At 70.9% G+C, this 10,481-nt stretch carries 14 protein-coding genes; 3 read left to right on the forward strand and 11 right to left on the reverse strand.

Annotation, left to right across the window (positions count from 1 at the left end; all coding sequences use genetic code 11):
• Window positions 1-2: 2 nt before the first annotated feature.
• From GEV10_16970 to GEV10_16985, 4 genes are all read right to left on the reverse strand, one after another.
• Window positions 3-917 carry a shikimate dehydrogenase gene (locus GEV10_16970; protein ID MQA80148.1) on the reverse strand — a complete coding sequence of 305 codons (915 nt, stop codon included), beginning with the start codon at window positions 915-917 and terminating at the stop codon, window positions 3-5.
• On the reverse strand, window positions 914-1,906 hold the full coding sequence (locus GEV10_16975) for a hydroxyacid dehydrogenase (protein MQA80149.1): 993 nt from the start codon (window positions 1,904-1,906) through the stop codon (window positions 914-916). The genes GEV10_16970 and GEV10_16975 overlap by 4 nt, the downstream gene beginning before the upstream one ends.
• Before the next feature lie 12 nt (window positions 1,907-1,918).
• Window positions 1,919-2,500 (reverse strand): cupin domain-containing protein, encoded by a 582-nt coding sequence (locus GEV10_16980; protein MQA80150.1) that lies wholly within the window; start codon window positions 2,498-2,500, stop codon window positions 1,919-1,921.
• Window positions 2,501-2,593: 93 nt separating this feature from the next.
• On the reverse strand, window positions 2,594-3,376 hold the full coding sequence (locus GEV10_16985) for a UTRA domain-containing protein (GenBank protein MQA80151.1): 783 nt from the start codon (window positions 3,374-3,376) through the stop codon (window positions 2,594-2,596).
• 89 nt (window positions 3,377-3,465) lie between these two features.
• On the opposite strand from GEV10_16985, the gene GEV10_16990 reads away from it, so the two are divergent.
• Complete coding sequence (locus tag GEV10_16990; GenBank protein ID MQA80152.1) at window positions 3,466-4,335, forward strand: TIM barrel protein; 870 nt, start codon at window positions 3,466-3,468, stop codon at window positions 4,333-4,335.
• A gap of 10 nt (window positions 4,336-4,345) precedes the next feature.
• Here the strand turns inward: GEV10_16990 and GEV10_16995 are convergent, their stop codons facing one another.
• Window positions 4,346-5,332 carry a carbohydrate kinase family protein gene (locus GEV10_16995; protein ID MQA80153.1) on the reverse strand — a complete coding sequence of 329 codons (987 nt, stop codon included), beginning with the start codon at window positions 5,330-5,332 and terminating at the stop codon, window positions 4,346-4,348.
• Between the two features lie 175 nt (window positions 5,333-5,507).
• Between GEV10_16995 and GEV10_17000 the strand changes: the two genes are divergently transcribed.
• Entirely contained in the window at window positions 5,508-5,882 is a 375-nt protein-coding gene (locus GEV10_17000; protein ID MQA80154.1) for a DoxX family protein, read from the forward strand.
• A gap of 85 nt (window positions 5,883-5,967) precedes the next feature.
• Here GEV10_17000 and GEV10_17005 read toward each other — a convergent pair whose 3' ends face one another.
• The 6 genes from GEV10_17005 to GEV10_17030 all read right to left on the reverse strand — a co-directional run bounded on the left by GEV10_17005 (window position 5,968) and on the right by GEV10_17030 (window position 9,524).
• Window positions 5,968-6,345, reverse strand: a complete 378-nt coding sequence (locus GEV10_17005; GenBank protein MQA80155.1) for an iron-sulfur cluster assembly accessory protein — start codon at window positions 6,343-6,345, stop codon at window positions 5,968-5,970.
• Window positions 6,346-6,467: 122 nt separating this feature from the next.
• Window positions 6,468-6,689, reverse strand: coding sequence for a hypothetical protein (locus tag GEV10_17010; GenBank protein MQA80156.1), 222 nt, complete (start codon window positions 6,687-6,689; stop codon window positions 6,468-6,470).
• A gap of 29 nt (window positions 6,690-6,718) precedes the next feature.
• Window positions 6,719-7,288 carry a hypothetical protein gene (locus GEV10_17015; protein ID MQA80157.1) on the reverse strand — a complete coding sequence of 190 codons (570 nt, stop codon included), beginning with the start codon at window positions 7,286-7,288 and terminating at the stop codon, window positions 6,719-6,721.
• 2 nt (window positions 7,289-7,290) lie between these two features.
• The gene (htpX, locus tag GEV10_17020; GenBank protein MQA80158.1) at window positions 7,291-8,409 is read right to left on the reverse strand and encodes a zinc metalloprotease HtpX; all 1,119 of its coding nucleotides are present in this window, start codon (window positions 8,407-8,409) and stop codon (window positions 7,291-7,293) included.
• A 12-nt stretch (window positions 8,410-8,421) separates the two neighbouring features.
• On the reverse strand, window positions 8,422-8,700 hold the full coding sequence (locus tag GEV10_17025; GenBank protein MQA80159.1) for a hypothetical protein: 279 nt from the start codon (window positions 8,698-8,700) through the stop codon (window positions 8,422-8,424).
• Window positions 8,697-9,524 carry a PspA/IM30 family protein gene (locus tag GEV10_17030; protein MQA80160.1) on the reverse strand — a complete coding sequence of 276 codons (828 nt, stop codon included), beginning with the start codon at window positions 9,522-9,524 and terminating at the stop codon, window positions 8,697-8,699. The genes GEV10_17025 and GEV10_17030 overlap by 4 nt, the downstream gene beginning before the upstream one ends.
• A 130-nt stretch (window positions 9,525-9,654) precedes the next feature.
• Between GEV10_17030 and GEV10_17035 the strand changes: the two genes are divergently transcribed.
• Window positions 9,655-10,347, forward strand: coding sequence for a DUF3043 domain-containing protein (locus tag GEV10_17035; protein ID MQA80161.1), 693 nt, complete (start codon window positions 9,655-9,657; stop codon window positions 10,345-10,347).
• Window positions 10,348-10,481: the final 134 nt, after the last annotated feature.

Raw genomic sequence — 10,481 nt, forward strand, 5'->3', positions numbered from 1 at the left:
GCTCACCGGACCTCCTCGGCCGCCACCGCGAGATCCTCCACCTGCGCCGGCGTGAGGGACAGGTCGAACACCTCGGCGATCACCTGCGACCAGCCGTGCACGAAGTAGCGCCAGCCGTCCACCACGGTGAGCGAACGCTCGACCTGCTGCGCCCGCGCCTGGTGGAGGAACTCCAGGCTGCCGCGGTAGTTGAAGTCCCACGCGATGCCGCGCTCGGGGAAGGCGGCCCCGTCACCCAGCGGCGACCCCGGCCGGTCCTTGCCCAGCCCGGTGGCGTTGACCACGAGGCTGTGCGGCGGCAGGCCCTTCAGCAGCCGGTCCGCGGGACCGTCGACCAGCTCCGGGCAGATCCGGCCGGCATCGAGGCCGCCGCGGCGCATCACCCCCCTGAGGTCGTCGAGCCGCTTCGTCCGCCGCGCGGTGCAGACGATCCGCTCGGGCCGGTCGGCGCGCTGCGCCAGGTACCAGGCGAGCGCGATGCCCGCGCCTCCGGTGCCGAGGCAGAGCACGTGACCGCCGGTCCCGGCGAAATGGTTCTGCGGGACGATCTCCTCCAGCGACAGGCCGACCGTCAACGGGTCCTTGGCGTGGCCGACGAGCCTGCCGTCGCGCTTGGACACCGACGAGATCTCGCCGCATAGCGACGCGAACGTGTCGAGGTCGTCGAAGAGGTCCGCGGCAGCCTGGTACACGCCGACCTTGTGTGTGGTGACGAGCGCACCGGCGCACGTCTCGTCGTCGCGCAGCCATTTCACCAGCTCGCGGTACTCCTCGTCCCGCGCACCCAACGGCACGTCGTGTCCCACCAGCCGCTCGGTCGGCAGGCCGAGGATCCGCGCCCACGCCGGGTACACCCGCCTGATCGAGGACTGCCCGGTGCTGACGCCGACGAACGCCATCGCGAGGTCACCGCTCATCGCACTGCTCCCGTCGACACGACGGCCGACTCGGGCGTACGCCCGGCCAGCACGTCGACGACGGCACGCACGGCACCGGCGCCCATCCGGTCCACCGCGTCGACCGTCTGCGCGCCGAGGTGCGGGGTGACGACGACGCGATCGGCGAGGTCGGGGGCGAGCACCGGACTGTCGGACCCGGCCTCGCCGGCCACCATGTCGGCGCCGTAGCCGCCGAGCCGCCCGTCGCGGAGCGCCCGGGCGACGGCGGTCTCGTCCACGAGGTCGGCGCGTGCGGTGTTGACGAGCACCGCGCCGGGCCGAACGCGGGCGAGCGCGCCGTCGTCGATCCGCACGGTGCCGCCGGGACAGTGCAGGCTCACCAGATCCGCGGTCATGAGCAGGTCGCGCAGCGCCACCGGCTCCACACCCACCGTCCTGCCGACGTCCGCGTCGGCGTACGGATCGTGTCCGACCACGGTGCAGCCGAACCCGCGCAGCCGCGCGGCCACCGCCAGCCCGATCCGCCCGAGCCCGACGAGACCGACGGTCAGCGCGCCGAGCTCGCGCCCGCGACGCACCGACCAGTCCCCCGCGCGCACCGCACCCGACGCCTCGACCACGTTGCGCAGCACCGCCAGCGCGAGCGCAAGGGTGAGGTCGGCGACCGCCGTGGTGTTCGCCGCCGGCGTGTTGGTCACGACGACGCCCCGCCGCGACGCCGCCGCGACGTCCACCGCGTCGACGCCCACGCCGTAGCGGGCCACCACGCGCAGCCGCGGGGCCGCGTCCAGGTGCTCGCCGGTCACCGCCGCGGTGCCCGCGATCCAGCCGACGGCGTCGGCCAGCAGCGGCCGCAACTCCGCCAGATCGTGCACGACCGAGCCGCGGACCGGCCGCAGCCCGGCGGCGTCGAGGTGTCCCGCCACGTCCACCCGTCCGGTGCCGAACGAGCGCGACGTGACGAGCACGGTGCCGGCGGTACCGGCGGTCTCGGCGGGATCGGTCACGGTCCGCGCTCCTCAGGACGTCGGCGCGAACGGCACGAGGTCGACGCCGGACCCGCCGCGGACGACGCGGCGACCCATCCCGTGGTCGAGGACCCACTGGTAGTCGTGACCGGAGTCGCCCGGGTACACCGCGAGGAACCGGTACGGCTCGTCGCCGACGTTCACACTGCGGTGCGCCCAGCGCGGCGGGATGTACCCGATCTCGCCGACCGCCAGCTCGATCCACTCGGTCCGCTCGCCGTCGAAGAGCAGCAGACCGCCGCGGCCGGCGAGCGCCAGGTAGATCTCGCCGCGGGGGTTGGGGTGCTGGTGCCCCTTCGTCAGGTACAGCTCGCCCGCGACGTCACCCGGCTGGATCGTCGTGATCGACTGCGCCACCTCGCCCGCCTCCTCGGGCACCGGCGACGAGGCGACCTCGTAGACCACCGGGTCGCCGTCGGCCACCGCACGCTCCCACGCCCCCCGGTCGGCGAACAGCCCGGCGAGGTCCGACATCCGCCGCGTGGCCACGGGCCCGGCCGGCGTGACGAGCCCGCGGTCGGCGTCGAGGGTGATCCGGAACGGGTCGACCGGGACGGTGGCGAAGGCGGGCACGGGACCTCCTCGAAGGCGATCAGGACAGTACTGTCATCCTGTAATGACAGGTTGTCAAGGGCCGGCTGTCGAGGCAGCCATCGAGGCCTGGACCTAGGAGCCGCCGTTCTCCGTCAGCAGCATCCCCGGCACCTTGTCCGGCGCCGGGCGGGAGCGGCGCCGCAGGTGCACCTGGAACCTGCTGCGGTCGCCGCGGTGGTAGGCGAGGAAGTACTCGACCGGCCGGCCGGACGCGTCCCACGACGTGCTGTGCAACAGCAGGACGGGGTCGTGCTCCTGCAGGCCGAGCGCCTCGGCGACCGCGACACTCGCGGGGACGGCCTCGACGAGCCGCCGGCCGTGGTCGAGCCGGACGCCGTACCTGTCCTCGAGCACGGCGTACAGCGACTGCCGGGTGAAGTCCTCCTCGAGCAGCCCGGGGGCGAGGTCGTGCGGGAGGTATGTGCGGGTCAGCACCCACGGCTCGCCGTTCGCGTGGCGCAACCGTTCCAGGTAGACCACCGGGCTGCCGTCGGCGATCTCGAGCTCGGCGGCGATCTCGCTCGTGGCCGGCGTGAACTCGAAGCGCAGCACCTCGCTGACCAGCGTGCCGCCCCGCGCGGTGACGTCCTCGTGCAGGCCGGTCAGCGACTGGAAGAGCGTCTCGTCGACCTTGCCCCCGGACGCGAACGTGCCCTGACCCTTCCGCTTGACGATCCGTCCCTCCGCCTGCAGCTCGTCGAGGGCCTGCCGGACCACCGTGCGCGAGACGCCATAGCGCTCGCACAGCGTGACCTCGCCCGGCAGCCGCTCACCGGCCTTCCAGGTGTGCTCGAGCTGGTCGACGAGCAGCTGCTTCAACTGCGCGTAGAACGGCAGCCGCGAGTCTCTGTCGATGCGTTCGGCGGTCACGGGTCGAGGCTACTCCCGGCGAGACGAGGGGAACTCTATTGACATCCTGTACGGACAGGATGTCAAATCGGCCCGTGAATCCGATCGGCGTCCACGCCGCGGTCTGGGTCGGCGGCTGGTCCCCCGAACAGACCCGCGTCGCCGTCGAGAGCAGCCGGCGCGCCGGCTACGACCTGATCGAGCTGACCGCGACCACCCCGGACAACGTCGACGTCGACCTCACCCGCCGGCTGCTCGCCGAGCACGGCCTCGCGGCGACGGCGTCGCTCGGGCTCACGTTCACGAACGACATCTCCAGCGACGACACCGCGGTCGTCGACGCGGGACGCGACACGCTGCACCGGGCGCTCGCCGTCGTCACGGCCGTCGGCGCCACCCATCTCACCGGCGTCGTGCACTCGGCGATGGCCAAGCACCCGCGACCGGCCACCGCGACGGGACGTGCCAACGCCGTCGCCGTCCTGCGCGAGCTGGCCGCCGCGGCCGCGCCGTCGGGCGTGCGGATCGGGCTGGAGGTCGTCAACAGGTACGAGAGCAACCTCGTCAACACCACCCGCGACGCGCTGGCGCTCGCCGACGACATCGGCGCCGACAACGTCGTGCTGCACCTCGACACGTACCACATGAACATCGAGGAGGGCGACCTCGCGAGACCGGTCGCCGAGGCCGGCGACCGGCTCGGCTACGTGCACGTCGGCGAGAGCCACCGTGGCTACCTCGGCTCGGGCACCGTCGACTTCCCCCGGTTCTTCCGCGCGCTCGCGGCGTCGGGGTACGGCGGGCCGATCACGTTCGAGAGCTTCTCCTCGGCCGTCGTCGACCCGGACCTGTCGAACACGCTCGGCGTCTGGCGCAACCTGTGGGACGACGGCGCCGACCTCGCGGCGCACGCCAGGCGGTTCGTCGACGATGGCATGCGGGCCGCCAGGGCGAGCCTGCGCTGACCGTCGGGCCCTACGCGCCCGCGCCGAGCAGGTGCGGCTCGACGTCCGCGGCTGCGTCGGCGCCGAAGACATCGGTGAAGCGCTGCAGGAACGCCTTCTTCTCGAACCCGTACTCCTGTGGGCCGTCGACCTCGAGGACGTACGCGGCGAGCACGGAGCCGAGCTGCGCGCAGCGCACGTGGTCGAGCTCCCAGGCCAGGCCGGCGAGGAACCCGGCGCGGAAGCCGTCGCCGGCACCCGTCGGCTCCGAGATCTCGCGCACCGGCACGGCCTTGACGTGGACCGTGGGGGCGTCCTTGGACTCGATGCGCGCGCCGTCGGCGCCGAGCGTGGTGACCCGGGTGCCGACGCGGTCGAGGATCTCGGCGGCGCTCCACTCGGTCTTCTGCTCGGTGAGCCCGGCCTCGTACTCGTTGGTGAACAGGTAGCGCGCGCCGTCGATGAGGGCGCGGATGCCGTCGCGCTCCATGAACGCGAGCTGCTGGCTGCAGTCGGCGAGGAACGGGTAGCCGTGGTCACGGCACTCGGCGGTATGCCTGAGCATGCCGTCGGGGTCGTTGGCCCCGATGACGACGAGGTCGAGCCCGCCCTGCCGCCCGGCGAGCGGCGCTAGCTCGATCTCCCTGGCCTCGCTCATCGCGCCGGAGTAGAAGGTGGCGATCTGCGCGGTGTCACGGTCGGTGGTGCACACGAACCGCGCGGTGTGCCGGGTCTCGGAGACGCGGACGGCGCTGGTGTCGACGCCGTGCTCGTCGAGCCACGCGCGGTACTCGCCGAAGTCCTGTCCCACCGCGCCGACGAGGAGGGGGCGCAGGCCCAGGCTGCCCATGCCGAACGCGATGTTGCCCGCCACGCCGCCGCGGCGTACCTCGAGATCGTCGACGAGGAAGGACAACGAGATCTTGTCCAGCTGGTCGACGACGAGCGAGTCGGCGAAGCGACCCGAGAACTGCATCAGGTGGTCGGTGGCGATCGAACCGGTGACAGCGATCTGCACGAATGCTCCTCGACAGGGATCAGGGACGTCCCGAGTCTTCCAGGTTCCGGCCGGGAGCCCAAGTGCACCCACCGCACGACACTGCCGACACGTCCCGACCGGAATACATTCGTCCGGCCGGGCGCTCCACCCATCACCTCGGACACCCCGTCCGGGCGATCATGGGGGTTCGCGTATGAACGTCGTCCTCTGGGTGCTGCAGGGCCTGCTCGCACTCGCCTTCCTCCTGTCGGGAGGGATGAAGCTCCTCCGCCCCAAGGAGAGCCTCGAGTCGGTCATGTCCTGGGTCGAGGACTTCTCGCCCGGCATGATCAAGCTGATCGGCACCGTCGAGATCCTCGCCGCACTCGGCCTGATCCTGCCGGCCGTCACCGGTATCGCGACCGTGCTGACGCCCCTCGCGGCGGTGGGTCTCGTGCTCGTGATGGTCGGGGCGGCGGTCACGCACGGTCGGCGTCACGAGTTCCCGGTGGTCGGCATCAACGCCGTGCTCCTGGTCCTGGCGGCGGTGGTCGTCTGGGGACGGTTCGGGCCCTACCCGTTGGGCTGAGGAGAGCCGCCACGCCACCGGTCGAGCGCCGACAGCGGAACGGGCCCACGGTGCGTGGCACCGCGGGCCCGCCTGGACGCCGAGATCAGTGGAAGGAGTCGCCGCAGGCGCAGGAGCCCGTGGCGTTGGGGTTCTCGATCGTGAACCCCTGCTTCTGGATGGTGTCGGTGAAGTCGATCACCGCACCCTTGATGAACGGCACGCTCTTACGGTCGACCACCACGCTGACGTCGCCGAAGTAGGTCGTGTCGTCGCCGTCGCGCTGCTCGTCGTCGAAGTAGAGCTGGTACCGCAGCCCGGAGCATCCACCAGGATGGACCTCGACCCGCAGGGCGAGGTCGAGGCGGCCTTCCTGTTCCAGCAGGTTCTTGACCTTGCTCGCGGCGACCTCGGTGAGGACTACGGGACCGTCCGGTGTCGCCTCGGCGACAACCTCGGTCTGGCCGTCGTGCTGGACCGTCATGATCATGCGCTCCCGGAGATCGGGTTGTCGGTACGTTCAGGGCAACGAGGTCGCATCTCGTTGCATTCCCCATGGTCGCACAGTGATGCGCCCGGTGTGCGGGACCGCCCCGGGGCCGGCTCTCATGCCTGCCCCGGCTGCAGCACCATCGTCACCGCCACGACGGCCAGCACGGGCACGGTGAGGGCGGCGACACCCAGCCGCGTACGCCGGCACCGGCGGCGGATCTCCTCCGGCGACAGGCCCTCGCTCGGCCCGGTGCGGCGAAGGGACGCCTCGATGAAGTAGTCGGCGGCGACGGCCACGATCACGCTGAGAACGGCGACGAGGATGGGGAACATCACGAAGACGTTCTACACTCCCGGCTCGTCGCTCAGAGTCCCGGGGCTCCCCACACGGGGAACCACCTGCTCGTGTCCTGCTCGACCTTGAGGTCGTTGGTCACCTGCGTCTTGACCTGCAGCTCGAGCACGTTGTCGCGCTGCTGCTTGCCCTTCGGCGCGAACGGGTAGAACGAGCCCTGCTTGTAGAGGTACACGAGGCCGAGCATGCGTCCGTCGGGGTGCCGGAACCCGACGAGCGAGCAGAGCAGCGACGGGCCGAACCCATTGGCCTCGAGCGTGGAGTTGACCGCGTGCAGGTCGGTGACGAGCCCGGTGACGTCCAGCGGGTCGTGGCGGCAGACCAGCCAGGTGTAGCCGTAGTCGTCCTTGCTCTTCTCGACCTTCGGACCCTGGTCGGCGTCGAGCAGCTCGGTGACGTCGGCCTGGGTCTGGTAGAAGGCCTGGCCCTCCATCTCGCGGTAGCAGACCGACCCCACGCCCGTGGGCTCGAAGCCCATCGCGGCCTGCAGGGTGAGGCCGGCGCCGGTCAGGCCGAACAGCTGGTCGAGGTTCGGCTTGGCCGGCTTGGTCCTGCCCAGGAGTACGTCGAGGAACCCCATGCTCAGCGGGCTCCGCGGGGCGGGTATCCCTCGCCGGAGTGCGGCTGGTGCCAGGGCTGCTGCGCCGGCGGCTGGTTCCACGTGGTCGGCGCCTGCCGCGGAGCGGACTCGACCGGACGGGGTGCGTCGGAGTCGACCGCGGTCTGGTCGATGCCGGGGATCACGTCGTACGCCGGACCCGGTGTGCGCTGCTGGCCGGGCGCGACCTCGCCGAGCTGGGTCGAGATCTGCGCGAGCTGGGCGAGCCGCTTCTCCAGTGAGGGGTGCGTGGAGAACAGGCTCGAGAAGCTGAAGCCCTTGCTCTTCAGCGGGGCGAAGAAGAACGCGTTGTACGCCTCCGCCTTGCGCAGGTCCTTGTTCGGGATGGACGCCATCTGACCCGAGACCTTCTGCAGGGCACTGGCCAGGACACTCGGGCGCCCGGTCAGGTGCGCACCCGCACGGTCGGCGGCCAGCTCGCGGTACCGCGACAGGGCCTGGATCAGCAGGAAGCTGATGCCGTAGACGACGGCGCTCACGGCGACGACGCCCAGCATCACCAGCGCGGCCGCCGCGCCGTTCTGGTCGCGGCTGCCGCCACCGAACGCCATCGCGTACAGCCCCATGCGCGCCATCATGCCGGCGAGCACGCCGAGGAAGGACGCGATCGTCATCACCGCGACGTCGCGGTGGGCGACGTGGGAGAGCTCGTGCGCCAGAACGGCCTCGAGCTCCTCCGTGGTGAGCTGCCGCATCATGCCGGTGCTGGCGCACACGACGGCGCTCTTCGGGCTGCGCCCGATCGCGAAGGCGTTGGGGATGTCGCTGTTGGAGATCGCGACCTTCGGCTTCGGCATGTTCGCCATCGCGGTGAGCCGGTCGATCATGGCGTGCAGCTCGGGCGCCTGCTCCGGCGTGACCACGTGACCACGCATCGCGGCCAACGCGATCTTGTCGGAGAACAGGAACTGGACCGCCAGGAAACCGGCGGCGATGAGAACTACCCAGACCCAACCGCCGCCACGCCAGAACATCGCGATGAGGCCCGCGATGAACGCCGTGTAGACGAGCCCCAGGAGGAACATCGTGAGGCCCATGCGGGCGGTGAGGCCCTTGTCCGGTGCAAAACGGGTCTTAGTCATGTGTGTCCCCGATCACCCGGGTATCAACCCTTCTTCGTGCAGCGTCTCCGCGACCTCGGTCAACGTGGCGTCGTCTTGCGGCAACATCACGTCTGAAGTGGTCAACGTGTCGGCCGGGAGTTTGGTGCCCACCTCACGCACCCGGGCGAGCAGCGCCGCCAGGGAGGCTCGGAAGGCGTCCTCGTCGCCCGCGTCGACGGCGCGCTGCAGGTCGGCGTCGAGCACGTTGAGACCATCGGACTCGGTGTCGGCGACGTCGTACTGATCGTCACCGAGGATCCGGACGATCATGCTCCGTCACCGGGCCTGGCCTGCTGCGGCGCCTCGCTCGGCTGCGCCTGACCGGCCGCGGGCTGCGCCTCGGCGGCGGGCTGGCCCTCGACCTGCGCGGCGCCGAGCTCCTTCGGGGCCTCGCCGGCGTCGAGCTCCTTGCGCAGCTGCTGCAGCTCCTGCTCCACCTGGGAGTCGCTGCCCAGCTGGTCGAGCTCCGTCTGGATGTCGTCCTTCTGGGTGCCCGTGACGTCGTCGAGCGCGCCGGAGGCGATGAGCTCGTCGAGCGCACCGGCCCTGGCCTGCATCTCGCTCGTCTTGTCCTCGGCGCGCTGGATCGCCATGCCGACGTCGCCCATCTCCTCGGAGATGCCGGAGAACGCCTCGTTGATCTTCGTCTGCGCCTCGGCCGCACTGTAGGTGGCCTTGACGGTCTCCTTGCGGGTGCGGAAGGAGTCGACCTTGGCCTGCAGTCGCTGGGACGCGAGGGTGAGCTTCTCCTCCTCGCCCTGCAGCTGGGAGTGCTGGGCCTGCAGGTCGGTGAGCTGCTGCTGGACGCCCGAGCGCCTGGTCAGGGCCTCGCGCGCGAGGTCTTCCCTGCCCTGGCCCATCGCGGCCTTGGCCTGGTTGGCCAGCTTCGTCGAGGACTGCTGGATCTGGTTCATCTGGAGCTCGAGCCGCTTGCGCGACGTGGCGACGTCGGCGACTCCCCGGCGCACCTTCTGCAGCAGCTCGAGCTGCTTCTGGTACGAGTAGTCGAGGGTCTCGCGGGGGTCCTCCGCCTTGTCCAGGGCCTTGTTGGCCTTGGCGCGGAAGATCATCGTGAACCGCTTCATCACGCTCATATGCCGTGTAGCCCCCTCATGTCTGGCGCCGGCACCATTATCGGATCCGAATGTGGCCCCCAGCCTAGGCCAGTAGGCGCCCGAGCGGCGAGGCCAGGGCCTTCCCGTCGTGCGCGAAGTCCCAGGCAGGATGCCCTTGGTATTCAAGGAGCCCGCACACTACTACCCTGAGGGCGTGTTCCGACGCCGCGCCACTGCCGAGAAGGCAGCGAACCCAGAGCCCGCCGAGCCTCCCCCCGCACTGGCGGGCAAGGGGCGTCCCACCCCCAAACGCAGGGAGGCCGAGCGCCGACGCCGCACGTACATCCAGGCGCCCAAGGACCGCAAAGAGGCCTCCCGCATGCTGCGCGAGCGGCAGAAGAGCGGTCGGGCACCCGACACCCGGCAGGAGCAGGCGCGAGCGCTGCGCACCGGCGACGAGAGCAACCTCCCCCCGCGTGACGCCGGGCCGGTCCGCCGGTTGGTCCGCGACGTCGTCGACTCCCGGCGCGGCTTCGGCGGCTACTTCCTGTTCACCACCCTCGGCGTCCTGCTGTTCCAGATCCTGCTGTCCGTCGCGACGAGCCAGCAGATCCTCACGACCGCCGCGTCCGCTCAGATCCAGGTGTTCCTCATGTACGCCTGGTACGCCCTGATCCTGCTCGTCGCGTTCGACTCGGTGTTCCTCGTCCGCCGCATGCGCAAGCTCGTCCGCGAGCGCCACCCCGACAGCACGGAGCGCGGGCTCGCGATGTACTCGGTGATGCGGTCGCTCCAGATCCGCCGGCTCCGGCTCCCGCCGCCGAAGGTCAAGCCGGGCGAGGGTGTCCGGGACGCTCCCTAGTAGTACTTTGTTATGTCGAGTCTGCGGGGGTGGGTGGGCGTGGCAGGACGGGTTGCAGGCAGAGACGGCAAGCGCCGGTCCAGACGCCGAGTAGGGCCTGGAGTTCGCGGAGGACGGCGTAAAGAGTCAGGCCG

The sequence above is a fragment of the Streptosporangiales bacterium genome (assembly GCA_009379955.1).
Taxonomy (GTDB): domain Bacteria; phylum Actinomycetota; class Actinomycetes; order Streptosporangiales; family WHST01; genus WHST01.

What these genes read in the sequence shown, in the direction of transcription:
- GEV10_16970 (MQA80148.1), bottom strand. Translation starts at nt 917, where the DNA reads ATGAGCGGTGACCTCGCGATGGCGTTCGTCGGCGTCAGCACCGGGCAG.
- GEV10_17000 (MQA80154.1), top strand. Translation starts at nt 5,508, where the DNA reads ATGAACGTCGTCCTCTGGGTGCTGCAGGGCCTGCTCGCACTCGCCTTC.
- GEV10_17005 (MQA80155.1), bottom strand. Translation starts at nt 6,345, where the DNA reads ATGACGGTCCAGCACGACGGCCAGACCGAGGTTGTCGCCGAGGCGACA.
- GEV10_17015 (MQA80157.1), bottom strand. Translation starts at nt 7,288, where the DNA reads ATGGGGTTCCTCGACGTACTCCTGGGCAGGACCAAGCCGGCCAAGCCG.
- htpX (MQA80158.1), bottom strand. Translation starts at nt 8,409, where the DNA reads ATGACTAAGACCCGTTTTGCACCGGACAAGGGCCTCACCGCCCGCATG.
- GEV10_17025 (MQA80159.1), bottom strand. Translation starts at nt 8,700, where the DNA reads ATGATCGTCCGGATCCTCGGTGACGATCAGTACGACGTCGCCGACACC.
- GEV10_17030 (MQA80160.1), bottom strand. Translation starts at nt 9,524, where the DNA reads ATGAGCGTGATGAAGCGGTTCACGATGATCTTCCGCGCCAAGGCCAAC.
- GEV10_17035 (MQA80161.1), top strand. Translation starts at nt 9,655, where the DNA reads ATGCCCTTGGTATTCAAGGAGCCCGCACACTACTACCCTGAGGGCGTG.